Source organism: Amycolatopsis sp. NPDC004378 (genome assembly GCF_053602455.1).
This window is the reverse complement of sequence record NZ_JBSGDR010000024.1, coordinates 43278-67022: the sequence shown is the minus strand read 5'-3', so window position 1 is coordinate 67022 and position 23745 is coordinate 43278. Positions and strand designations below refer to the sequence as shown.

The following is a 23745-nucleotide window of genomic DNA, read 5'->3' as shown; positions in this document are numbered from 1 at the left end:
CAGCGCCCGGCTCGCTTAGGGTGGGAAATCGTGCGCGAAAAATCACGTCGAGCGGCAACGGATTCCGCGGTGCCCGACGGGACCGCCCGCCTGGCCGGCGGGGGGTCCGGGGGCTCGTCCCCGGCGCGGGGTCCGGGGGCTCGGCCCCGGGGAAACGCAGCACGGTTGACGGTGGTCGGGATCGGGGCGGACGGGTGGTCCGGGCTGTCGGAGCAGGCCCAGGCCCTGGTGCTCGGCGCCGACGTCGTGATCGGCGCGCCGCGGCAGCTCGCGTACCTGCCGGCCGAGGTCGAGCGCGAGCCGTGGCCGTCGCCGTTGCTGCCGGGGCTGGACGCGCTCATCGCGTCGCACGAAGGGGCGCGGATCTGCGTCCTGGCCAGTGGAGACCCGTTCCTGTCGGGGGTCGGCACCACGCTCGTGGCCCACGGGTACGAAGTCGAGGCGCTGCCGGCGCTCTCGTCGGTGACGCTGGCCCGGGCCCGGCTGGGCTGGTCGGCCGAGGAGACCGAGGTGGTGACGATCGTCGGCCGGTCGTCGGCCCGCGTCGCGCGGGTGCTGGCGCCGGGGCGGCGGGTGCTCGTGCTCGGTGCCGACGCGGCGGCGTTGCGCTCCCTGCTGACCGTGCGGGGGTACGGCGAAACAGAGCTGTTCGCGCTGGAGAACCTGGGCGGGCCGGAGGAACGCATCTCCGACGGCTGGTCCGGCGAACCCGGCCCGCTGACGGTGTTCGCGCTGCGCTGCGCGGGTCCGGCGCTGCCGCTGATCGGCATCCCGGACGACGTCTACTCCCACGACGGCCAGCTGACCAAGCGCGACCTGCGGGTGTCGGCACTGGCCCGGCTCGCGCCGAGCCCCGGCGAGCTGCTGTGGGACGTCGGCGCGGGGGCGGGCAGCGTCGGCATCGAGTGGTCGCGCCTGCACGGGCTGAACCGCGCGATCGCGATCGAGCGCGACCCGGAACGGGCTTCGCGAGTGGGCCGCAACGCGCTGGACCTGGGGGTCCCGGAGCTGGAGGTGGTGACGGGCGAGGCTCCGGACGCCCTGAGCACCTTGCCGGCACCGGACGCGGTCTTCATCGGCGGCGGGCTTACGGTGCCGGGGGTGCTGGACGCCTGCCTGGCCACGGGCGCGCGGCTGGTGGCGCACGGAGTGACGGTGGAGGCGGAACAGATGTTGACACGCGCGTACGCGGAGCACGGCGGCGAGCTGGTCCGGATCGGCGTCGAGCGCGCGGGCCCGCTGGGCGGCTTCACCGGCTGGACGCCGGCCCGGGTCGTCACGCAGTGGAGCAACCGATGACCGTGCACTTCGTCGGCGCCGGCCCCGGCGCCGCGGACCTCATCACCGTCCGCGGCCGGGATCTGCTGGCCCGCTGCGGCGTCTGCCTCTACCCCGGCAGCATGACGCCACCCGATCTGCTCGCCTACTGCCCACCCGGAACCACCCTGGTCGACACCGCGAACCTGAGCCTCGAACAGATCGTCGCGAAATTGGTCGAGGGACACGAAAACGGACACGACGTCGTCCGGCTCTGCTCGGGTGACGCGTCGCTCTACAGCGCCGTCGCCGAGCAGATGCGACGGCTGGACGCCCGGGACGTGCCCTACGAGGTCGTGCCCGGTGTGCCCGCCTTCGCCGCGTCGGCCGCCGCGCTGAAACGGGAGCTCACGGTGCCCGAAATCGGGCAGAGCCTGGTGATCACCCGCGTCCAGGCGCGGTCCACCAAGATGCCGGAGAGCGAAACCCTCGCCGCCTTCGCCGCCACGCAGGCCACCCTCGCGCTGCACCTGGCCATCAACCACGTCGAGCGCGTCGCCGGGGAACTCGTCCCGCACTACGGCGAAGACTGCCCGGTCGCCGTCGTCGCGCTCGCGTCGCAGCCCGGGGAGACCGTCGTGCGCGGGGTGCTCGGCGAGCTGCCCCGGCTGGTCCGCGCCGCCGGGATGACCCGCGCCGCCACGATCTTCGTCGGCCGGGTGCTCGCCGCCACGAACTTCCCCGACAGCTTCCTCTATTCGAGTGCCCGCGACCGGGCGGACCAACCGGAGTCGTTGTGACGGAACTGCGCTGGGGCCTGCTGGCCGCCGGGACCATCGCCGCCCACTTCGCCGCGGGGGTCGACGAGAGCAAGCACGGCACGCTCACCGCCGTCGCGGCCCGGAACGCCGACCGGGCGCGCGACTTCGCGACGCGCTTCGAAATCCCGAAGGCCTACGGTCGCTACGAAGACCTCCTCGCCGACCCGGACGTCGACGCCGTCTACGTCTCGACGCCGCACGCGTTGCACAAGGAGTGGGCGATCGCCGCGGCCGAAGCCGGCAAGCACGTCCTGTGCGAGAAACCGCTGACGGTCACCGCGGCCGACGCCGAAGAGGTGATCACCGCCGCGCGCAAGAACGACGTCTTCCTGATGGAGGCGTTCATGTACCGCCTGCACCCGCAGACGCGGCGGCTGGCCGAGCTGATCGCGAGCGGTGCCATCGGCGAAGTCCGCGCGGTCGACACGACGTTCTCCTTCGACGACGAACCCGAGGAGACCGCCCGCCTCGGCGACCGCGCGCTCGGCGGCGGCGGGATCCTCGACGTCGGCTGCTACTGCACGTCGCTGGCCCGCCTGGTCGCCCAGGCCGCGACCGGGCAGGACGTCGTCGAGCCCACCGAGGTCAGCGGGATGGCTCACCTGTCCGCGGACGGCGTCGACGAGTACGCCACCGGCCTGCTCCGGCTGCCCGGCGACATCCTCGCGACGATCTCGTGCGGCATCCGGCTCGCCCGCGAAGACGGCATCCGCGTGTTCGGCACCCGCGGGCAGCTCCACGTGCCGCAGCCCGCGTGGATCCACCCGCTGCGGAAGCCGGGTGTCTCCCGGATCGTCCTGACGCCGGCCCACGGCGAGCCGGAAGTCATCGAAGTCGAAGCGACCCAGGGTGTCTTCGCGCGCGAAGCGGACCACGTCGCCGCGCACGTCGACGAACGCCAGGCCCCCGAGCTGACCTGGGCCGAGACGCTGGCCAACATGCGCACCCTCGACCGGTGGCGCGAGGCCGTCGGCTATGGACGTCCTTCGTGATCCTCGTCCTCGGCGGCACCGGCGAAGCACGCGAACTCGCCGAAGCACTCACAAGGCGCGAAGTGCGCGTTGTGTCTTCGCTGGCCGGACGCGTCGCTCGGCCTCGGCTCCCAGCCGGCGAAGTGCGCGTAGGCGGCTTCGGCGGCTCAGACGGCCTCGCGACGTGGCTGCGCGAGAACGGCGTGAAGGCCGTCGTCGACGCGACGCACCCCTTCGCCGAGCGAATCGGCGCGAACGCCGCGAAAGCGGCCGAACTCACCGGAATCCCCTTGCTGCGGCTGGCCCGGCCGGGGTGGAAGCCGGGCGAAAAGGACGTCTGGCACTGGGCCGACCACCTCGAAGACGCCGCGAAAAAGCTCCCCGGACTGGGCAGCCGCGTCTTCCTCACCAGCGGCCGCCAGGGCTTGCCCGCCTTCGCCCACCTCGATGACCTGTGGTTCCTGATCCGCTGCGTCGACCCTCCGGAGCCGCCGCTGCCCCGCCACCACGAGCTGATCCTCGACCGCGGCCCGTACGACCTCGCTGCCGAGCGCGAGCTGCTCGAGCGCGTCGACGTCCTGGTCACCAAGGACTCCGGCGGCACCCTGACCAGCGCGAAGCTGACCGCGGCCCGCGAGCTCGGCAAGCCCGTCCTGCTGATCCGAAGGCCGCCGCGCCCGGAAACCGAAACCGCCGAAACCGTGCCCGAAGCCGTCGAATGGGTCCTGAACCGATGATCGAAGAGTTCTACGAAGTCCTGCGCAAACGCCGCGACGTCCGCGGCGAGTTCACCGGCGAGCCGATCCCCGAGGCGACGCTCATGCGCGTTCTCGAGGCCGCGCACGCCGCGCCGAGCGTCGGGCTGACCCAGCCCTGGGACTTCGTCCTGGTCGACGACCACGCCACACGCGAGAGCTTCGCGAAGCACGTCCACGAGGAGCGAGACGTCTTCGCCGAGCAGCTCGCCGAAGACCGCGCAAGCACCTTCGCGAACATCAAGATCGAAGGCATCCTCGAAGCGAGCCTCGGCATCGTCGTCACCTACGACCCTTCGCGCGGCGCGCCCGACGTCCTCGGCCGGCACGCCATCGCCGACGCCGGGCTCTACTCGGTGTGCCTCGCGATCCAGAACCTCTGGCTGGCCGCGACCGCGGAAGGCCTCGGCGTCGGCTGGGTCAGCTTCTACCGCGAAGCGTTCCTCGGCGAACTGCTCGCCATCCCCGACGGCATCCGCCCGGTCGCGTGGCTGTGCGTCGGACCGGTGAGCCGGCTCGAGACCGTGCCCGACCTGGAGCGCCACGGCTGGCGCAGCCGCCGTCCCCTGACCGCGGCGTTACACCACGGCCGCTTCACCCCGCGTGATCCGGGGGTTGCGTCAGCCGCCGGCGTATGACCCGTTAGCGTTGCGCCGATGCGTCTGATTGCCGTAGCGCTGGGGCTGCTCTCGGCCTTGTGCGCGCTGGCTTTCCCCTTCCTGCCGGTGGTGCAGGACACGGCGGAGGTCGTCTGGCCGACCGGCAGCGACACCCGCTCCGTCAACGCGCCCTTGACCGGGTACTGGGCCCAGGACCTGCGCGCCGAGCTGCCGTGCGCGGCCATCCGCTCGGTCGACGCCCGCACCAGCGGCCCCGGCCTGCTGTTCGCCACCGTGCCGGACGGCCGCACCGACCCCAAGGCCGGCAACGGCGCCGGCATGCAGCTGCGCGTCGACAACGGCGTCCTGATGGCCTCGAGCCAGGGCCAGCAGATCGCCCAGCAGCCGCTGCCCGCCGAGAAGTGCGACGTCGAGCTGGACGTCGACGCGACGCAGATGACCATCGCCGTGGCCGGGACGCCGGTGTTCCACGCCAACGGCGACGTCCGGCCCCGCGTGGTCGGCATCTACTCCTCGATCAACTCGAGCAAGGACCCGATCGCCGGCCTGCACGTCTCGGTCGTGCCGGACACGCGCTACCAGACGTCGCCGACGGCCCTGAAGGTCGCGGTCGGCGTGCTCGCCGTGCTGTCGCTGATCGGCTGCCTGATCGCGGTCTGGCGCCGCGACTCCGGCTTCGCGAGACGAGCGCCGCGCTGGGCGCCGGTCGGCTGGTGGCGGCTGACGCTGCGGGACACCACGGTGATCGCCGCGCTCGGCGCGTGGGTCTTCATCGGGCCGGTGACCTCGGACGACGGCTACATCCTCACGATGGCCAGGGTCACCGAGCAGACCGGGTTCCTGACGAACTACCACCGCTGGTTCGGCGTCGCCGAGGCGCCGTTCGGCTGGTTCTACCACGTCTACGAGCTGATGGCGCACGTCAGCGTGGTGCCGCCGTGGATCCGGCTGCCGTCGTTCCTGCTCGGCGTGCTCAGCTGGCTGCTGATCAGCCGCGAGGTGATGCCGCGTCTCGGCACCCAGATCCGCACCAGCCGCCCGGCCAGCTGGGCCGCGGCGACGGTGTTCCTGATCTGGTGGATGCCCTACAACAACGGCGTCCGGCCGGAGCCGGTCGCCGCGCTCGGCTCGCTGCTGGCGATCTGCGCGGTCGAACGCGCGCTCGTCACGCGGCGGCTGCTCCCGCTGTGCCTGGGCCTGACCGCCGCCGGGTTCACCCTGGCCGCGACCCCGACCGGGCTGATCGCGGTGGCGCCGTTCCTGGTCGCCGCGCGCCCGCTGTTCAAGCTCGTGCGCCAGCGCGCGAACGAGAGCGGCTGGCTGCCGGTGCTCGCGCCGGTCGCCGCGGCCGGGCTGCTGGTGCTGATCGCCGTGTTCGCCGACCAGACGTTCGCGACCGTCCAGGAAGCGACCCGGATCCGGACGCAGGTGGGCCCGAACCTGTCGTGGTTCCAGGAGCTCGCGCGCTACCAGCTGCTGTTCGCGGACCTGCCGGACGGCTCGGCACCGCGTCGCTTCCCGGTGCTGCTGGTCGGGCTGTGCACGGCCACCTGCCTGGTGATGCTGCTGCGCCGCGGCCGCATCCCCGGCGCGTCGCTCGGCCCGGCCCGCCGCCTGATCGGCACTACGGCGCTGTTCTTCCTGCTCCTGGCCCTGACACCGACGAAGTGGACGCACCACTTCGGCGCGTTCGCCGCGGTCGGCGCGTCGATGGCGGCGCTCACCGCGCTCGCGACCAGCTCGACGGTGCTGCGGTCCAAACGCAACCGCGCGGCGTTCCTCGCCGGGCTGCTGGTGGTCGCCGCGCTGGCCGCGACCGGGCCGAACACCTACTGGTTCGTCTCGCGCCTCGGCGTCCAGTGGACGAACGTGGCGCCGTCGATCGGCGGCATCCCGCTGTCGACGATCCTGCTGGTCGCGGCCGCGATCGCGGGGATCTACGCGTTCGTCGAGAACGTCCGCGCCCACCGGCCGGGCGCGCCCGCGCCGGTGCAGGAGGGCAGGCTGCGCGCGCTGCGGCTCGGGTCGCTGTCGCTGGTGGTGGTCTGCGGTCTGGTGGCGGCGGGCGAGTTCGTCACGATGGCGTGGGCGATCCACAACCAGGCGGGCAGCTACAGCCTGGGCGCGGCGAACATCGGGCACCTGTTCGGCAAGAGCTGCAACCTGTCGGACCACGTGATGGTCGAGCGCGACGCGGCGACGAGCATCCTGCACGCGCAGTCCGAGCAGCGCACGGTCGCGGAGAAGCCCAAACCGCCGGAGAACTCGCCGCTCCCGAACCCCGACCAGGACAACGGCCGCGTCCAGACGGGCTTCCACACCCACGCGGTCGACGACAAGGACCCGCTGGCCGAGCCACCGCACGGGTTCACGCCGGAGACGGTGCCGATGTGGTCGAGCTACCTCGACCCGGAGACGCGCGCGGGCCGCCTGCGCAGCGACTGGTACGCGCTGACGGAGAAGCCGGCGGACGGCCAGATCGTGGTGGCGACGGCGGGCGCGCCCCGCCGCCCGACGTCGGTGAGCCTCGACTACGGCGTCAACACCTCCGAGGGCGTGAAGATCCTCCGCAGCCAGTTCATGCTCCCGCCGGGCTCGGGCACGGGCAGCTGGAACGACACCCGCATCAACCTGCGCGACCTCCCGCCGGAGACGAACGCGGTCCGCATCAACATCGTCGACAACGACCTCACGGAGGACGGCTGGATCGCGGCATCGGCGCCGCGCGTCCCGACGTTCACGACGCTGACGGACCGCATCGGCTCGAAGCCGGTGTACGTCGACTGGCCGGCATCGTTCGTGTACCCGTGCGTCCAGCCGGTGACGTCCCACGACGGGATCTCGCAGGTGCCCGACTACCGGATCACCGCGGGCGGCTTGGCGGACGAGGCGGACTGGGCGTCTTCGACGAACGGCGGGCCGAACGGCTGGCTCGAGGAGCTGGCCGACGAGCCCGAGGTGCCGAGCTACCTGATCGGCCAGCCGAGCCAGTCGTGGGGCCAGTTGCTGCAGATCGAGCCGTTCACGGAAGGCATCGCGCCGACGGTGGTGCACGGGGAGAAGACCGTCCCGGGGTGGTGGTCCCCCGGTCCGGGACCGAGCCAGCCCAACGGCAAGGACCCCACGCGCTGATCAGGCTTTCGTCCACCCCGGACGGCGGCCCGGCTCAGATTGGCTGCGCTGACCGAACCGGGCCGCGCCGTCGCCACCGCCGGCGCGCAGCCCTCCGCCGCGTCGAGACGGCGTCGCGGCGGTTCCGGTTGCGCGCCGCGGCCGCGAAACGCGGGCGGCGGCGATCGGCGTCGACCCGAACGCACCGGAAACCGCCGGACCGCCGGGCCGGGTAACCCAAAGCCGGGTCGGTCGCGAGCACCGCCGACAACCCCACCTGCTCCCACACTCGGAAAGCCCCGGCACGCCCGCCGCGACAGCCGCGTCGCAGGCCAGCTCCATCCGGCCGCTCCGCGCGGCGGACCTCCGGCGGCAGCGCTACCCGCACGGCGGCTCGTACCTCAGCTCCGGGAAGTACCGCGCCCACTCCTCCGCCGTGATCTTCGGCGCCGCCACCCGGCAGATCGCCGCCGCGGCGAGGTCCGGGTCCGTCTCCCACAGCTGGCCGCCCGCGAGGACCACCGTGTGGCCGTCCGGGCTCAGCACCGCACCACCCGTGATGCCCGGTTCCAGCTCGGCGATCTGGGCCGGGTGGTCCGGGTCGGTCACGTCCCACAGCCGGGCCGTGCGGTCGGAGCCCGTCGTGACCATCCGGGTGCCCGCCGGGGCGTACGCGACCGTGCCGAGCTCGTCCGTGTGCCCCGTCAGCGGGGCCAGGGGCGCCCGGTCGGCGACGGTCCAGCGGTGCACCGTCCGGTCGGAGCTGCCCGCCACCAGCACGCGCCCGTCCGGCCGGAACGCGACCGTGCCGGCCGCCCCCGAACCGACGTCCAACGTCGCGACGCGCGACGGCCCGCCCAAGTCCCACAGGAACACCGCCGACGGCTGCGACTTCTGGCTGTACGCCAAGGTCCGGCCGTCCGGCGAGAACGCGGCCGACCACACCGTCCCGGCGTACGGGCTCGGCAGCGTGACCGGTGCCGCGAACCGGCGCGGGTCGTGCACGTCCCACAGCGCCAGCGGCCCGTTGTCGTAGCCCGTCGCCAGCCGGCGGCCGTCCGGGCTGAACGCCAGCGAGTACGTCTTCGGCGCGTCCGCCGAAGCGACCTGCCGCGGGTGCGCGGGATCCGAGACGTCCCACCGCGTCAGCAGGCCGCGTGCCACCGCCGTCGACGCCCCGGTGAGCACGGCGACGACGACCGTGCGGCCGTCCGGGCTCAGGACCGCCGCCGTGACCGGGCCCGGCAGGCCGCTGATCCGGCCGGTCAGGCGCGGCGCCCGCGGCTCGGCGAAGGACCACAGCTGGAGGTCGTCGGGTCCCGAGGCGGCGAGGACGCGCCCGTCCGGGGAGAAGCCGACCGGCGTCGAGACGCGGCTCAGCTCCACCGCCGAAACGTCGTAGAGCCGGACGGTCTGGTCGGCGGCCGCGCTGACCAGGGTCCGCCCGTCGGGCGTGTAGCCGACCCAGACGGCGGAGTTCGTGTGCCCGGCGAGCTGCGTCAGCTGCTTGCCGGTGGCGACGTCCCAGACGCGCAGCAGCTGGTCGTCGCCGACCGTCGCGAGCGTCCGGCCGTCGGGGCTGAACGCCGCCATCCAGACGATCCCGTTGTCCGGCAGGTCCCGCAGCGGCCGGGGCGCGCGCGGGTCCGCGACGTCCCACAGGCGCGTCCGGCCGTCCCAGCCGGTCGTGGCCAGGGTCCGCCCGTCGGGGCCGAACGCGTCCAGGTTCACCAGGTCCGTGTGGCTGGTGAACGTCGAGAGCCAGGCCGGGTGCGCCGGGTCGCGGACGTCCCACAGCTGCGTGGTCCGGTCGTTGCTCACGGCCAGCGTGGTGCTGTCCGGGCCGAGCACGGCCTTCTCGTACTGCTCCGGCCCGGAGCCCGAGAGCATGGCCAGCTGCTTCGGGGCGTCCAGGTCGGAGATGTCGGTGAGCCGGGTCGTGTCGTCGCGGCCCGCCGTCACGAGCGTGCGGCCGTCGCGGCTGATCTGCGCGTTGTAGACGGTGTCGGTGTGCCCGCGCGCCAAGCCGCGCGATGCCGGGTGCCGCGGGTCGCGCAGGTCCCAGAGCCGGAACGCGTGGTCGCCGGTCGCGGTCGCGAGGATCCGGCCGTCCGCGCTGAGCGCCACGGGGTAGTGCGGCTTCCCGGCCTCCGGCAGGGTCGCCAGCAGCACCGGGTGCCGTGGGTCGGTGATGTCCTGGACCTGGACGACCCGGGTGGCGCCGGCGACGACCATCAGGTGCCCGGCGAGGGCGACGGAGCTGTCGTGGCCCAGCGACTCGGGGAGGCCGACCCGGGTGGCGAACGGGGTGGCCAGCGAGCCCAGTACGCCGTCGCGCGTCTCCGGGAGCGGCGCCAGCCGGTACGCGGCCAGGCTGAGCTGTGCCGACAGCGCCGGGTTGGTCTGCCGCAGGTCGGCGGCGTCCCCGACGGCCTTGCGCGCCAGCGCGACGTTCCGCTGGTCGGTCGCCGTCCGGGACGCGTCGATCGCGAAGCCGGTCGCGACGCCCGCGAGGACCAGCAGCACGCCCAGCAACGCCGCGAGCTGCCGCAGCCGCCGCGTGCGCCGCCGGACCGCGTCGGCCTCGGCCGTCGCCTGCGCGCGGCCCGCGTCGAGGAACGCCCGCTCACGGCCGGTGAGCGCGCCCGGCGAGCGGGCCGCCCACTCCGTCGCGAGGCCGAGGCGGGTGCCGCGGTAGAGGCTGCCCGCGTCGCGGTCGAGGGACTCCCAGAGGTCGGTGGCCTCGGCGAGCTGCCGGTGCAGGCGGTGGCCTTCGCGGTCCTCGGCCAGCCAGTCCTGCAGCCGGGGCCAGCTGCGGATCAGGGCTTCGTGGGCGATCTCCGCGCCGTCGCGGTCCAGGGCGAGCAGGCGCGCGGCGGCCAGGCGTTCGAGGACTTCGGCCGTCGCCGGGTCGTCGTCGAGCTCGCGCCGGCGCAGCCGCCGTTTCGTGTCCTCGGTGCCGTCGCCGAGCGCGGTGAGCCGGAGGAAGATCTGCCGCACCTTCGCCTGCTGCTCAGGTTCGAGCTCGCCGTAGACGGTCTCGGCGGTGTGCGCGATCGCGTTCCGGATCCCGCCCGCGGCCTCGTACGCGGCGAGCGTGAGCGTGATGCCCTGACGCCGCCGCCAGGTCTCCAGCAGCGCGTGCGACACCAGCGGCAGCACCGCGGGCCGGCCGGCCGCGTCCGCCACCAGCGTCGTGACCAGCGCGGACTCGACCTGGCACCCGTGCCGGACGGCCGGCTCGACGATCGCGGTCCGCAGTTCGTCCGCGGTCATCGGCCCGACGAGCACCTGGGCGTCCCGCAGCGCGTCGACGAGCTCGGCGTGCCGGCCGCAGTGCCCGTAGAAGTCGGCGCGGACGCCGAGGACGACCTGGCTGCCGTGCTCGTCGGCGGCCCGGTCCAGCAGCGCGCCGACGAACGCGGCGCGCTCGGCGTCGTCGTGGCAGAGGGTGAAGACCTCCTCGAACTGGTCGACGATCAGCAGCTGCCCGGTCCCGTCCAGGCGAGCGCTCATCGGGTGCTCACCCGGGGTGCGGACGGTCACCGCGCGCTCGGCGGCCAGCCCGGCGCGCAGCAGCGACGACTTCCCGGAGCCCGACGCGCCGAACACGCCGACGAACCGGCGTTCGCGCAGCTTCGCGGTCAGCTCGCCGATCAGCTTCTCGCGCCCGAAGAACCGGGCGGCGTCGGACCGCTGGAACGCGGCGAGCCCGAGGTAGGGCGTCTCGGCTTCCGGGCCGGGCGTGCGGCCGGCGGCGAGGCCCGCGGCGACCTCCCGCCAGCGCGTTTCCCACTGCTCGACGTCGCCGCCGCACGCGCTGACGTACGCCGTGGTGAGGGCGAGGCCGGGCAGCTTGCGGCCGCCGGCGGCCTCCGACAGCGCGGCCGCCGAATACCCGGCGTCCGCGGCGAGCGTGCGGTAGGTCGGCCCGCCCGCCTCCTCCCGCAGCCGCCGCAGGCCGGCGGCGAACTCGACGACGACGTCGTCCCCCGGCCCGAGCGGCCGTTCACGTCCCGGCACCCCTGCCCCCGTTCGTGTCACGGTCATTGTTCACCGGAAAGGCCCCGACACTGGACAGGTTTTCTGCGCTAGACACGTCGGTGTGATGACGCGCAGCCTGGGGAAACTGCTCAAGGTCGTCGCCGCCGGCGTACCGGTGGCGCCCACGCCGGGGATCGAGGTGATCGGCTCGGTGCCGCCCGAGCCCGGCGCGGTCGTGCGGGCGCTGGCCGCCACCCGGCCGGACGTCCTGCTGCTGCGGCCCGCGGACCGCGCCGGGCTGGTGGTCATCCCGCGGGCGCGCGTCCCGGTGCTGGTGCTGACCGCGCCGGGCGCGGGCGAGCTGGTGGTCGCGGCGATGCGGGCGGGTGCCCGGGGGCTGCTGCACGACGGCGTCGACCCGGCCGACCTCGCCCGGGCGATCCGGGTGGTGGCGGGCGGCGCGGCGGTGTTCGGCGAGGACGCGGCCGACCGGCTGTACGCCCGGCTGACCGGCCCGGCGGCGGCCCTGCCCGTGCTGACGGCCCGCGAGCACGAGGTGCTCGCGCTGCTGGCCGACGACCTGGGCAACCTGGCCATCGCGGCGCGGCTGAACCTCGCCCCGAAGACCGTCCGCAACGTCGTGAGCGGGATCCTCGCGAAGTTCGGCACCGCCGACCGGGCCGCCCTGGTCACCCGGGCGCGGGACGCCGGGCTCGGTCAGTAGCTGCGCGGGGTCCAGACGACGCCGTGCTCGTTCCGGGTCTTCGACGAGCCCACGATCAGCAGGCACCGCATGTCCACAGTGGACGGATCGAGTTCGCCGAGGGTCGTGGTCCGGACGTCCTCCTCCGGGCCGCCGACGTCGCGCGCCACCACCACCGGCGTCGACGGCTCGCGGTGCCGCAGGAGCACGTCACGCGCCGAAGCGAGCTGAGTCGTCCGCGACCGCGAAGCCGGGTTGTACAGCGCCAGCACCAGGTCCGCCGCGCCCGCCGCGTCGAGGCGCTTCTCGATGATCTCCCACGGCTTGAGCCGGTCCGACAGGGAAAGCACGCAGTAGTCGTGCCCGAGCGGCGCGCCGACCCGCGAGGCCGCCGCCTGCGCGGCCGTCACGCCCGGGACGACCCGGACCCGCACCCCGGCGCCGTGGCCCGCGGAGACCTGCTCCAGCACCGCCGACGCCATCGCGAACACCCCGGGATCGCCCGAGGACACGACCGCCACCCGGGAGCCGTCGGCGGCCAGGGCGAGTGCTTCGCGGGCCCGGTCCGCCTCGACGCGGTTGCCGGACGCGTGCCGCTGCTGCCCGGCCCGCTGCGGCACGCGCGCGACGTACGGCCCGTACCCGACGACGTGCTCGGCGGCCGAAAGCTCCGCCGCGGCTTCCGGCGTCAACCACTCCGGGCCGGCCGGGCCGAGGCCGACGACGACGACCTCGCCGCCCGAAGCGGGCTCAACCGGCTTCGGGGCGGGCGAGACCCGCGACGCGTAGGCCGGGCTCGGCAGCAAGGCGAGCGAGAAGTACGGCACCGACGCGGGATCCACGTCGGCCAGCGGCTCGATCCGCTGCTGCCCCCAGGTCGCGCGTTCGACGTAGACGGCGTCGTCGAGCTTCCCGGCCTCTTCCAGGGCCTCCCGCACCGAGCCGAACGTGCGGCCCAGCTTCAGCACGGCGGCCGCGTCGGTGTCCGCGAGCCGCCGGGCCAGTTCGGGCGCCGGGAGCGTGCCCGGCAGCACGGTCAGGACCTCGTCGCGCTGGACCAGCGGCCGGCCGAGGACCGACGACGCCGCGCTCACCGACGTCACGCCCGGCACGACGACCGCCTCGAACCGGCCGGAAAGCCGTTCGTGCATGTACATGTACGAGCCGTAGAAGAACGGGTCGCCCTCGCAGAGCAGGACGACGTCACGGCCCGCGTCGAGGTGCTCCGCGAGCCGCTTCGCGCTCAGCTCGTAGAAGTCGGCGATCGCGCCCTCGTACCCGCCGGGGTGGTCGGTCGCCTCGGTCGTGACCGGGTAGACGAGCTTTTCCTCGATCTGCCCCTCGCGCAGGTACGGCTCCGCGACCGACCGCGCGATGCTCCGCCCGTGCCGCGCGCAGTGGTACGCGATCACCTGCGCCTCGGCGATCAGCCGGGCCGCCTTGACCGTCATCAGTTCCGGGTCGCCGGGGCCGAGCCCGACGCCGTAGAGCGTGCCCGTCATTCTTCGGCGCTCGCGAGGGCGTTGATCGCGGCGACGGCCATCGCGCTGCCGCCGCGGCGTCCGTGGACGACCAGGTAGGGCGCGGGAGCCCGCTTCGCGAGCTCCACTTTGGACTCGACCGCGCCGACGAACCCGACCGGCACCCCGATGATCGCCGCGGGCGCGCCGACGCCTTCCTCGAGCAGTTCCAGCAGCCGGAACAGCGCGGTCGGCGCGTTGCCGATCGCGACGACCGACCCGGGCAGCTTGTCGCGCCACAGCTCCAGCGCGGCCGCGGACCGCGTGGTGCCCCGCCGCTCGGCCAGCCCCGGCACGCTCGGGTCCGAAAGCGTGCAGACGACGTCGTTGCCCGCGGGCAGGCGGCGGCGCGTGACGCCGCTGGCGATCATCTGCGCGTCGCACAGGATCGGCGCGCCGGCCTCCAGCGCGGCCCGGCCCGCTTCGACGACGTCGAGCGTGTAGCGCAGGTCGTCGACCAGATCGACCATGCCGCAGGCGTGGATCATCCGGACCGCCAGGCCCGCCACGTCGTCGGGCAGGATCGCCAGGTCCGCCTCCTCGCGGATCGTGGCGAACGAGTGCCGGTAGATCTCGGCACCGTCCCGCAGGTAGTCGATCACAGGTTCCCTTCCATCTCGTCGAACGGCACCCAGCGGCCGTCGACCCGGTAGCCGCCCGCTTCGGCGACGACGTCCACATGGGACTGCGACGGCTTCCCGCACCGCCGCACACAGCCGGAGAAGTGCGCGCGCAGGCCGGGCCGGAAGACGGCGTCGGCCCGGACGTCGGCCAGTGCCTTCGCGCAGCCGGGGCGGCCGACGCACGCGCTCGTGCCGAGTGGTTCGCCGCCGAACCCCAGCCGGTCGAAGACGTCGGCGGGCGCCTCCGGGAGCACGACCGACTTCCACGGCGTGACCAGCGCGGGCCCGAAGCCCGCGAGGGCCCGGGCCTGTCCGGCGGTCAGCTGCCCGAAGCGGGGCACGACGCCCGCCGCGACCCCGGCGATCATCCCGACGGGCACCGAGACGTCGCCACGCGGCACCGGCGTCCCCCGCCAGGCCGGATCGTCGAGTTCGGCGACGCGCCAGGCGGACCCGCGCACGCGGAGGAACTCCAGCGCGACGTCGATCAGCGCTTCGACGGCGTCGGCCCGCGCGATCCGGCGTCCGGTGTCGCCGCCCGCGAGCAGCAGGGTCCCCTCGGCGGGGCCGGTCGCCTGCCAGCAGATGTCGGGTCCCTCGGCGGCGACGTCGCCGCGGCCGTCGTCGAAGGCGACGAGGAACCGGCCGGGCAGCTCCGCGAGGTCCGGCGTCGCGCACAGGACGGCGTCGAAGTCGCGGGCCAGGCCGCGGACGTCGGCGAGCCCGCCGGTCAGCCCGCTCAGCGGCGAGGCCAGGACGTTCCGGACCCGCTCGTGCGACGGCGAAGGCAGCAGGCGGGCGTCGGTCAGCCGCGCGGCGAGGCCGGGCCGGGTGACGCCGCGCAGCTGGACGTTGCCGCGCGAGGTGAGGTGGAGGTCGCCGTCGCCGCACGCCTCGGCGGCGTCGGCCAGCGCGCGCAGCTGCGCCGCGGAAACCGCACCGCCGGGCAGGCGCACGCGGGCCAAGGGCCCGTCGGCGGCGTCGTGGGGTGCGAAAACACCCGGGCACGCGTCGGCTCGCACACGTGCTGGGGTCGGCATGGGCTCACTGTAGCTGGCGGTTCTCCGGGCCCCAGGGCCCGAACGCGGCCGGATCCTGGCGATTCCGGCGTCCAGGTCCACGTCACGCAGGGGTGGCGCCCCTCGGCGTCCTGCTCGACGAGCATCGCCATCGTTTCAAGGTGTTCCAGCTCACGCCGCTTGGTGCCGTAGAGGAACGCGGTGGTCTCTTCGAGGTAGGTCGCGGACAGCCGCGCCTTGAACCGCGAGCCGTTCTTGCGCGGTCGCAGCTCGACCGTGGGTCAAGTTCCCGGCACAGCAGAACTCTGATCGAATGTAGTAGGTGTGCTACATTCGATCGCACCAGTTCGATGGGGGTACGGCGATGAGAGATCCAGGGGTTCCCGTGGTCCGCGTGCGCGGGCTGCGGATGCGCTACGGCGCGAACGACGTGCTGCACGGCGTCGACTTCGAGGCGTACCGGGGCGAAGTCGTCTGCCTGCTCGGGCCGAACGGCGCGGGCAAGACGACCACGATCGAGATCCTCGAAGGCTTCCGGATGCGCTCGGCCGGCGAGGTCGGCGTGCTGGGCATCGACCCGGCGCGCGGCGGCGAGGACTGGCGGGCCCGGCTGGGGGTCGTCCTCCAATCCTGGCGTGACCACGGGAAATGGCGGGTCCGCGAGCTGCTCGCGCACCTCGGCCGGTACTACGCGCCGTACTCGACGGCGTCGCACCAGCGGCCGTGGGACGCCGACGAGCTGATCGCGGCCGTCGGGCTCACCGAGCACGCGCAGAAGAAGATCAAGAACCTCTCGGGCGGGCAACGGCGGCGGCTCGACGTCGCGATCGGCATCGTCGGGCGACCGGAGCTGCTGTTCCTCGACGAGCCGACCGCGGGCTTCGACCCGGAGGCGCGGCGCGAGTTCCACGATCTGGTGCACCGCCTGTCCGACGAGCTCGACACCACGGTCCTGCTCACCACGCACGACCTCGACGAGGCCGAAAAGCTGGCCGACCGGATCCTCATCCTCAACGGCGGCCGCATCATCGCCGACGGCTCGGCCGACGCGCTGAGCCGGCAGGTCTCCGGCGAGGCCGAGATCCGCTGGACGGTCGACGGCCAGCGCTTCGTCCACTCGACGACCGAAGCGACGAAGTACGTGTACGACCTGTTCAAGCAGCACGGCGAGGCCGTCTCGGACCTCGAGGTGCGCCGCGCGTCGCTGGAAGACACCTACATGACGCTGGTCCGCCGCGCCGAAACCGCCGGCGAAACGGAGATCGGCCTCCTGGAAGCGGGTGCGCGGTGAACGCCAGGACCGCCGCGCTGCGGGCCGGGGTGGCCCGCGGCTGGATCGAGTTCAAGCAGACGTGGACCAACCGCGACGACGTGGTCGGCCAGTTCGTCTTCGTCGCGCTCTTCCTCGGCACGCTGTTCTTCATGCGCAACGCGCACTTGCCCGGCACCAGCTTCTCGCTCGGCGCGGCCACCGTGCCGGGCGTGCTCGGCGCCGGGATCGTGTTCAACGGCCTGAACAGCACGGCGGGCTACCTGGCCATCGACCGCGAGGACGGCACGCTCCTGCGTGCCAAGGCGACCCCGAACGGCATGCTCGGTTACCTGGTCGGCAAGACGACGACGGTGGCGATGGCGCAGGTCACCGGGATCCTGCTGGTGCTGGTCCCGTGCCTGTTCCTGTTCGGCTCCCTCGCCCCGGACGGCGCCTGGTCGTACCTGCACCTGCTGTGGGTGCTGGCGCTCGGCCTGGTCGCCACCCTGCCGCTCGGCGCCGCGCTGGGCTCGCTGACCAGCAGCCCGCGGTCCATCGCGCTGATCACCCTGCCGATCATGGGCCTGGGTGCGATTTCGGGGATCTTCTACCCGGTCACGGCACTGCCGGCGTGGGTGCAGGGCATCGCGCAGGTGTTCCCGATGTACTGGCTGGGCCTCGGGATGCGCTCGGCCCTGCTGCCCGACAGCGCGGTGGTCGTCGAAATCGGCCAGTCGTGGCGGCCGTTGCCGACCCTCGCCGTGCTCGTGGCGTGGTCCGTGATCGGATTGGCGCTGGCCCCGGTGCTGCTCCGCCGCATGGCGCGGCGGGAAGCGGGGTCGTCGTTGGCCGAGCGCCGGGAGAAGGCCATGCAGCGTGTGGGGTAGTCATGAGTGAGGTCGTCTACAACCGGATCGCGATGCTGCGCGCGGAGCGGTCGATCTCGCGGCGCCAGCTCGCGGAGGCACTGGGGGTGCACTACCAGACGATCGGCTACCTGGAGCGCGGCGAATACAGCCCGAGCCTCTTCGTGGCGCTGCGGATCGCGGAGTTCTTCGAGGTCCCGGTGGAGGTCCTGTTCTCGACGAAGCCGTTCCCCCGGCTGGGAGAACAATCGGCCTGAGCCATGGCGATCAATGGGCCCGGGCTGCCACACTGAAAAGAACCAGCGCACCCGGCGACGGGAGGCGCAGTGGCTCCGAGACTGATCGTTTCAAGCGCGGACGGGTTCGTCGACACCAATGGTTTGACCGGCTGGTTCCCGGCCCGGAACATCTACATCGACAACTCTGGAGCCGCGGTCCTCGGCAACGACAATCGGCTCAAACAGACCACTAGATACGATCTGCAGCAGGTCGTTGTGTCGACGGACCGGTTCCGTGAATGGCTGACCAAAGAGTCGGCTGTCGCCGAAAAGCTGGCACGAGCGGCCGAGGATCCACAGAACATTTCCTCGGCCGTGACCGCGCTGGAGAACGTGGTACGGGGACATCCGGCGCTGGCACAGGCCGGGCCACACCAGGTCGAGACCAAGGTGCATTCCGCCTACACCGCCACGATCTCCGACACCCCGACCGTCATCGGCGATCACAACCGGATCGATGTGCGGAACGAGTTCAAGGTCAGGCGAGTCCACGTGGACCTCCTCGATTGCCTTCAGCGCGGATGGGCCTCGCCGAGATCGCTCGTCGAAGCACTCGTCGAACCGGACCCGGGCCCGAAAACCGCACATCTCATTCGCGAAATCGGCCGCTCGACCAGAGCTGTGCCCAGCGAACTTCTGACGATGACCCAGGACTACTCCGTTTCGAGCACCACCTTGTGCCGGCTGGTCGACGACGTGAATGTCAACGGGGCGACAACCGCGATGGTCGGTTCCGGAAACGCGACCGTCAACCGCGAATTCTCACGCGTGGCCCGCCCGTCCGGCCGCGCCATCAAAAACGGACTGGTCGAGCTGAGGACCACGATCGCCGGAATGTGGCCACCCTACAGTCTTTCAGACTTCACAGACGAGGGTTTGGATTTCCCGTCGCCGGCCGACCCCGCTCTCCCCCCGCCCGACGAAGATCCATTCTCATTGCTGCCGGAGCCCACGCCGCCACCACCGCCGGACACTTCGATTCGGCTCCCGGGGTTCGGGCTGTGACATGGGCACTGTGACGAACGAGGGAGCACCGTGAGCCGGCAGCGCTTTTCCGCGAAGAGGGTCACGGTCGCCGTCATCTCTGTGGTGTTGATCACCTTCGGCATCGTGTTCGCGCTGCAAGACCTCGGTACCGCCGCGAAGCTCGCCGGGGTCGGCAGCTTCGTCGTCGGCCTGGTCGGCGCGGCCATGACGGCCACCTCCCTGCGCCTGGCACTCCGGGCCTCATCACAGGGGGCAGGGCAGCCCGCTGCCTCCTCCGAATCCGAGAGCCGGCCGACCGGCCACCACGTGGACGTCCACGGATCCGGGCCGGTCTCGGTCGGCGACCACAACAAGGTTCGGCAGAAGACGGTCCACCAGTACCGCGGGCGCACGAAGACCCGTCCGAAAGGCGACACCGAGCAGTCCGCCTAAGGCTTGGTGAGGTCGGCTTCGGCGAGCGCCCGGACGACGTCGTCCCGGCGGGCTTCCCGGACGGTCCGGTTCAGCTCGACGTGCAGGAACGGTGTGTCCCCGGCGGCCCGGCCCTGGACGTTCGTCGTCCCGGCCAGGCCCCGGCACGGTTCTTCCCAGGCCCGGCAGACGCGGAACCCGGCCTCGGCGAGGCGGTCCGCCGCCCGCCGGGCCGCGTCCCCGGCTTCGGCCGCGCCCGCCGAGAGCACGACGTCCGCCGTGGTGAGGGTGGTGTCGTTGAAGCCGTGCAGCTGGACCTGGGGCAGGCCGCGCCGGGCCAGCAGGGTGGTGACGACGTGGAAGACGGTCCCGGTGTCGTGCGCGGGGTCCTCCCGGCGCCGGTGCGCACCGCCGACCGCGAGGACCGCGCCCGGCGTCGCCTCGAAGAGGGCGAGGCCGATCAGCTCGGTTCGCAGGTCGGAGGACGCGTGCGGCGCCTCGACCACCAGCGACGGCGGCGCGGACCGGTCGATCGCGTACAGGCCCCAGGCGCGTTCCGAGCCGGGCTCCTGCACCACGAGCGAATCGTCCCGCACCGAAAACCCCAGCTCAGACAGGTTGTGCGGGACCCGGTCGAGGAGCGCGGCGAACCCGGCTTCCGCGGCCGCCAGCTCGGCCCCGGTCGCCCGGCGGTAGGGCCCGCGGCTCGACTGGGCGGCGGTGAAGGCACGGAGGAAGGGTTCCAAGCCGCCAGGTTACCGAGGGCCCGGTCAACGTCACCTTGACGCACCTCGACCGGCACCGGAGAGTGGAGCCGATACCCACGCGTCGGCAGGTGGAGGAACCCGGTGCGAATCCGGGGCGGTCCCGCCACTGTCATCGGGGAGTGCTGTATCCGATCGCCCCTCCGAGGGAGGGAGTACGTCGGGGCCCCGAGAGCCAGGAACTCCGGCCGGCGCGCCCGTCGACCCGGGGCGCGGACCCCGAGGAGGAACCTCGTGATCCTGCTTCTGTCCACTTCGGACACCGACCTGCTCAGCGCGCGCTCCGCCGAGGGCGCCTACCGGCTCGGCAACCCGGCCCGGCTCGACGTCGCCGAGCTGCCCGCCCTCCTCGAAGGCGTGAAGATCGTCGTCGCGCGGATCCTCGGGACGCCGCGGACCTGGCAGGAGGGCCTCGACGCGCTGCGGGCGTCGGGCGCGCACGTCGTCGTCCTGGGCGGGGAGCAGACGCCAGACGCCGAGCTGATGAAGCTCTCGACCGTCCCGGCCGGCATCGCCGCCGAGGCCCACGCCTACCTCGCGCAGGGCGGCCCGGCGAACCTCACGCAGTTGCACCGGTTCCTCTCCGACACGCTCCTGCTCACCGGCGACGGCTTCGAGCCGCCCGCCCGCCAGCCCGAATGGGGCGTCCTCGAGCGGCCTTCGCGCGGTGACGGCCCGGTCATCGGGATCCTGTACTACCGCGCCCACCACCTGTCCGGGAACACCGCGTTCGTGCACGCGCTCGCCGACCAGATCGAAGCCGCGGGCGGACGCGCGCTGCCGGTCTACTGCGCTTCGCTGCGGACGCGCGAGCCGGACATGATGGCCGAGCTGGCCACCGTGGACGCGCTGCTGGTCACGGTGCTCGCGGCGGGCGGCACGCGGCCGTCCGAGGTCGGCGCCGGGGGCGACGACGAGGCGTGGGACGTCGCCGAGATGGCCGCGCTCGACGTCCCGATCCTGCAGGCGCTCTGCCTGACCAGCGACCGCGAGACGTGGGCGGCCAACGACGACGGCCTCTCGCCGCTCGACGCCGGGAACCAGATGGCCGTCCCGGAGTTCGACGGCCGGCTGATCACGGTGCCGTTCTCGTTCAAGGAGCTGGACGAGGACGGCCTCCCCCGGTACGTCCCGGACGCCGAGCGCGCGTCCCGCGTCGCCCGCATCGCGCTGGCGCACGCCCGGCTGCGGCACACGCCGACGTCGGAGCGGCGCATCGCGCTGATGCTGTCCGCGTACCCGACGAAGCACTCCCGCGTCGGCAACGCGGTCGGGCTGGACACGCCCGCGTCGGCGATCGAGCTGCTGAGGCGGATGCGGGACCTGGGCTACGACCTGGGCGAAGACGCGTTCCCGGGCGTCGACCCGACCGGCACCGACCAGCCCGACGGCGACGCGCTCATCCACGCGTTGATCGCCGCCGGCGGTCAGGACCCGGAGTGGCTGACCGAGGAACAGCTGTCCGGCAACCCGATCCGGGTGCCCGCTGCCCGGTATCGCGAGTGGTTCGCCGAGCTGCCCGCCGAACTGCGTGAGGGCATCGAAGAGCATTGGGGACCGGCGCCGGGCGAGCTGTACGTCGACAACGGCGACATCGTGCTGGCGTCGCTGCAGAGCGGCAACGTGATCATCATGATCCAGCCGCCGCGCGGGTTCGGCGAGAACCCCGTCGCGATCTACCACAACCCGGACCTGCCGCCCAGCCACCACTACCTGGCCGCCTACCGGTGGCTGGAGGAGGAGTTCGGCGCGCACGCGGTCGTCCACCTGGGCAAGCACGGATCGCTGGAATGGTTGCCGGGCAAGACGGCCGGGCTCTCGGCGTCGTGCGCGCCGGACGCGGTGCTGGGGAACCTGCCGCTGGTGTACCCGTTCCTGATCAACGACCCGGGCGAGGGCGCGCAGGCGAAGCGGCGGGCGCACGCGACGATCGTCGACCACCTGATCCCGCCGATGGCGCGCGCGGAGTCCTACGGCGACATGGCGCGGCTCGAGCAGCTGCTCGACGAGCACGCGAACATCGCGGCGATGGACCCGGCGAAGCTGCCGGCCATCCGCGCCCAGATCTGGACGCTGATCCAGGCCGCGAAGCTGGACCACGACCTCGGCGTCGAGGAACGGCCGCACGACGCGGAGTTCGACGACTTCCTGCTGCACATCGACGGCTGGCTGTGCGAGGTCAAGGACGCCCAGATCCGCGACGGGCTCCACGTTCTCGGCGCGGCGCCGGTCGGCGAGGCCCGGGTCAACCTGGTGCTGGCGATGCTGCGCGCGTCGCAGATCTGGGGCGGCAAACAGGGTGCGATCCCCGGGCTGCGCTCGGCGCTGGGGCTCAAGGAAGACGCGCCGATGTCCGATGTGGACGCGGTCGAGAAGACGGCCCGCGAGCTCGTCCGGACGATGGAGATGCGCGGCTGGGACGCCACGGCGGTCGCGTCCGTGGCCCCGGACGCGGACGTCGCCCGCGTGCTGTCGTTCGCGGCGGAGGAGATCGTCCCGCGGCTGGCGGGCACGACGGCCGAGCTGGACGCGGTCCTGCACGCCCTCGACGGCGGCTACATCCCGGCCGGGCCGAGCGGATCACCGTTGCGCGGCTTGGTGAACGTGCTGCCGACCGGCCGGAACTTCTACACGGTCGACCCGAAGGCCATCCCCAGCCGGCTGGCTTGGGAGACCGGGCAGGCGCTGGCCGACTCGCTGCTGCGCCGCTACCGCGAGGACACGGGCGACTGGCCGCGCTCGGTCGGCCTGTCGGTGTGGGGCACGTCGGCGATGCGCACGTCCGGCGACGACGCGGCGGAAGTCCTGGCGCTGCTGGGCGTCCAGCCGGTGTGGGACGAGGCTTCCCGCCGGGTCACGGGCATCGAGGCGATTCCGCTCGCGGAACTCGGACGCCCCCGGATCGACGTCACGATCCGCATCAGCGGCTTCTTCCGCGACGCGTTCCCGCACGTGATCACGCTCATGGACGACGCCGTCCGCCTGGTGGCCTCGTTGGACGAGCCGCCGTCGGAGAACTTCGTCCGGGCGCACGTGGCTTCGGACCTGGCCACCCACGGCGACTCGCGCCGCGCGACGACGCGGATCTTCGGTTCGAAGCCGGGCGCGTACGGCGCGGGCCTGTTGCCGTTGATGGACAGCGGAAACTGGCGCGACGACAAGGACCTGGCGGAGGTCTACGCGGTCTGGGGCGGCTTCGCGTACGGCCGGGACCTGGACGGCCGTTCGGCGCGCGAGGACATGGAAAGCTCGTACAAGCGCATCGTGGTGGCGGCGAAGAACACGGACACGCGCGAGCACGACATCGCGGACTCGGACGACTACTTCCAGTACCACGGTGGGATGATCGCCACGGTCCGCGCGCTCACCGGGTCCGCCCCGGCGTCCTACGTGGGTGACAGCACGTCCCCGGATTCGGTGCGCACAAGGACCTTGGGCGAGGAGACGGCCCGGGTCTTCCGCGCCCGGGTGGTGAACCCCCGCTGGCTGGCGGCCATGCGCCGCCACGGTTACAAGGGCGCGTTCGAGCTGGCGGCCACGGTGGACTACCTGTTCGGCTTCGACGCAACGGCCGGCGTGGTGGGCGACTGGATGTACGAGAAGCTGACCGAGTCGTACGTCCTGGACGAGGTGAACCAGGAGTTCCTGCGCCAGGCCAACCCATGGGCGCTGCGCGGGATCGTGGAGCGGTTGAACGAGGCGGCGGACCGCGGGCTGTGGGAGGAGCCGGACCCGGAGCTGCTGGCGAAGATGCGCGAGGTGTATCTGTCGCTGGAGGGCGACCTGGAGTCGGAGTAGCGGAA

18 protein-coding genes and 1 riboswitch are annotated in these 23745 nt (G+C 72.9%); of the genes, 13 read left to right on the top strand and 5 right to left on the bottom strand.

From position 1 onward, the window contains the following. Positions 1-171 precede the first annotated feature (171 nt). The 6 genes from cbiE to ACWEN0_RS42080 are packed head-to-tail and all read left to right on the top strand — an operon-like array spanning position 172 to position 7556. The gene (cbiE, locus tag ACWEN0_RS42105; RefSeq protein WP_451986334.1) at positions 172-1299 is read left to right on the top strand and encodes a precorrin-6y C5,15-methyltransferase (decarboxylating) subunit CbiE; all 1128 of its coding nucleotides are present in this window, start codon (positions 172-174) and stop codon (positions 1297-1299) included. Beyond that, positions 1296-2057, top strand: a complete 762-nt coding sequence (gene cobM / locus ACWEN0_RS42100) for a precorrin-4 C(11)-methyltransferase (RefSeq protein ID WP_451986284.1) — start codon at positions 1296-1298, stop codon at positions 2055-2057. Before cbiE ends, cobM begins: the two co-directional genes overlap by 4 nt. Next, positions 2054-3070: a Gfo/Idh/MocA family protein gene (locus ACWEN0_RS42095; protein ID WP_451986282.1), complete on the top strand. Its 1017-nt coding sequence runs from the start codon at positions 2054-2056 to the stop codon at positions 3068-3070. Before cobM ends, ACWEN0_RS42095 begins: the two co-directional genes overlap by 4 nt. Further along, on the top strand, positions 3067-3786 hold the full coding sequence (locus ACWEN0_RS42090; protein ID WP_451986280.1) for a cobalt-precorrin-6A reductase: 720 nt from the start codon (positions 3067-3069) through the stop codon (positions 3784-3786). The genes ACWEN0_RS42095 and ACWEN0_RS42090 overlap by 4 nt, the downstream gene beginning before the upstream one ends. Next, positions 3783-4442: a 5,6-dimethylbenzimidazole synthase gene (bluB, locus tag ACWEN0_RS42085; RefSeq protein WP_451986278.1), complete on the top strand. Its 660-nt coding sequence runs from the start codon at positions 3783-3785 to the stop codon at positions 4440-4442. Before ACWEN0_RS42090 ends, bluB begins: the two co-directional genes overlap by 4 nt. Positions 4443-4460: 18 nt before the next feature. After that, the gene (locus ACWEN0_RS42080; protein ID WP_451986276.1) at positions 4461-7556 is read left to right on the top strand and encodes an arabinosyltransferase domain-containing protein; all 3096 of its coding nucleotides are present in this window, start codon (positions 4461-4463) and stop codon (positions 7554-7556) included. Between the two features lie 357 nt (positions 7557-7913). On the opposite strand, the gene ACWEN0_RS42075 is transcribed toward ACWEN0_RS42080, so the two are convergent. Next, complete coding sequence (locus ACWEN0_RS42075; protein ID WP_451986274.1) at positions 7914-11558, bottom strand: nSTAND1 domain-containing NTPase; 3645 nt, start codon at positions 11556-11558, stop codon at positions 7914-7916. 85 nt (positions 11559-11643) lie between these two features. On the opposite strand from ACWEN0_RS42075, the gene ACWEN0_RS42070 reads away from it, so the two are divergent. Next, positions 11644-12243: a LuxR C-terminal-related transcriptional regulator gene (locus ACWEN0_RS42070; protein ID WP_451986272.1), complete on the top strand. Its 600-nt coding sequence runs from the start codon at positions 11644-11646 to the stop codon at positions 12241-12243. On the opposite strand, the gene ACWEN0_RS42065 is transcribed toward ACWEN0_RS42070, so the two are convergent. From ACWEN0_RS42065 to ACWEN0_RS42055, 3 genes are read right to left on the bottom strand one after another with little or no spacing between them, the layout of a single operon-like run. Further along, positions 12237-13724 carry a precorrin-2 C(20)-methyltransferase gene (locus ACWEN0_RS42065; RefSeq protein WP_451986270.1) on the bottom strand — a complete coding sequence of 496 codons (1488 nt, stop codon included), beginning with the start codon at positions 13722-13724 and terminating at the stop codon, positions 12237-12239. The two genes, ACWEN0_RS42070 and ACWEN0_RS42065, sit on opposite strands and share 7 nt — an antisense overlap. Further along, entirely contained in the window at positions 13721-14344 is a 624-nt protein-coding gene (locus ACWEN0_RS42060; protein ID WP_451986268.1) for a precorrin-8X methylmutase, read from the bottom strand. The genes ACWEN0_RS42065 and ACWEN0_RS42060 overlap by 4 nt, the downstream gene beginning before the upstream one ends. Next, on the bottom strand, positions 14341-15405 hold the full coding sequence (locus ACWEN0_RS42055) for a precorrin-3B synthase (RefSeq protein WP_451986266.1): 1065 nt from the start codon (positions 15403-15405) through the stop codon (positions 14341-14343). The genes ACWEN0_RS42060 and ACWEN0_RS42055 overlap by 4 nt, the downstream gene beginning before the upstream one ends. Positions 15406-15748: 343 nt before the next feature. Here ACWEN0_RS42055 and ACWEN0_RS42050 point away from each other — a divergent pair, with 343 nt between their 5' ends. The 5 genes from ACWEN0_RS42050 to ACWEN0_RS42030 all read left to right on the top strand — a co-directional run bounded on the left by ACWEN0_RS42050 (position 15749) and on the right by ACWEN0_RS42030 (position 19199). After that, on the top strand, positions 15749-16675 hold the full coding sequence (locus ACWEN0_RS42050) for an ABC transporter ATP-binding protein (RefSeq protein WP_451986264.1): 927 nt from the start codon (positions 15749-15751) through the stop codon (positions 16673-16675). Further along, positions 16672-17523: an ABC transporter permease gene (locus ACWEN0_RS42045; RefSeq protein ID WP_451986262.1), complete on the top strand. Its 852-nt coding sequence runs from the start codon at positions 16672-16674 to the stop codon at positions 17521-17523. The genes ACWEN0_RS42050 and ACWEN0_RS42045 overlap by 4 nt, the downstream gene beginning before the upstream one ends. Positions 17524-17525: 2 nt before the next feature. After that, positions 17526-17759: a helix-turn-helix transcriptional regulator gene (locus ACWEN0_RS42040; protein ID WP_086676495.1), complete on the top strand. Its 234-nt coding sequence runs from the start codon at positions 17526-17528 to the stop codon at positions 17757-17759. 69 nt (positions 17760-17828) lie between these two features. After that, positions 17829-18785, top strand: coding sequence for a hypothetical protein (locus ACWEN0_RS42035; RefSeq protein WP_451986260.1), 957 nt, complete (start codon positions 17829-17831; stop codon positions 18783-18785). Between the two features lie 30 nt (positions 18786-18815). Further along, positions 18816-19199 carry a hypothetical protein gene (locus tag ACWEN0_RS42030; protein WP_451986258.1) on the top strand — a complete coding sequence of 128 codons (384 nt, stop codon included), beginning with the start codon at positions 18816-18818 and terminating at the stop codon, positions 19197-19199. Here the strand turns inward: ACWEN0_RS42030 and ACWEN0_RS42025 are convergent. Next, positions 19196-19924, bottom strand: a complete 729-nt coding sequence (locus ACWEN0_RS42025; RefSeq protein ID WP_451986256.1) for a hypothetical protein — start codon at positions 19922-19924, stop codon at positions 19196-19198. The genes ACWEN0_RS42030 and ACWEN0_RS42025 overlap by 4 nt on opposite strands. A 92-nt stretch (positions 19925-20016) precedes the next feature. Next, a riboswitch (cobalamin riboswitch) is annotated at positions 20017-20127 on the top strand. A gap of 49 nt (positions 20128-20176) precedes the next feature. Between ACWEN0_RS42025 and cobN the strand changes: the two genes are divergently transcribed. After that, positions 20177-23740, top strand: coding sequence for a cobaltochelatase subunit CobN (cobN, locus tag ACWEN0_RS42020; RefSeq protein ID WP_451986254.1), 3564 nt, complete (start codon positions 20177-20179; stop codon positions 23738-23740). The last annotated feature ends 5 nt before the right edge of the window (positions 23741-23745 follow it).

Excerpts from the sequence above, each read along its gene's own strand:
- cobM (WP_451986284.1), top strand. The coding sequence starts at position 1,296 with ATGACCGTGCACTTCGTCGGCGCCGGCCCCGGCGCCGCGGACCTCATC.
- bluB (WP_451986278.1), top strand. The coding sequence starts at position 3,783 with ATGATCGAAGAGTTCTACGAAGTCCTGCGCAAACGCCGCGACGTCCGC.
- ACWEN0_RS42080 (WP_451986276.1), top strand. The coding sequence starts at position 4,461 with ATGCGTCTGATTGCCGTAGCGCTGGGGCTGCTCTCGGCCTTGTGCGCG.
- ACWEN0_RS42070 (WP_451986272.1), top strand. The coding sequence starts at position 11,644 with ATGACGCGCAGCCTGGGGAAACTGCTCAAGGTCGTCGCCGCCGGCGTA.
- ACWEN0_RS42065 (WP_451986270.1), bottom strand. The coding sequence starts at position 13,724 with ATGACGGGCACGCTCTACGGCGTCGGGCTCGGCCCCGGCGACCCGGAA.
- ACWEN0_RS42055 (WP_451986266.1), bottom strand. The coding sequence starts at position 15,405 with ATGCCGACCCCAGCACGTGTGCGAGCCGACGCGTGCCCGGGTGTTTTC.
- ACWEN0_RS42050 (WP_451986264.1), top strand. The coding sequence starts at position 15,749 with ATGAGAGATCCAGGGGTTCCCGTGGTCCGCGTGCGCGGGCTGCGGATG.
- ACWEN0_RS42040 (WP_086676495.1), top strand. The coding sequence starts at position 17,526 with ATGAGTGAGGTCGTCTACAACCGGATCGCGATGCTGCGCGCGGAGCGG.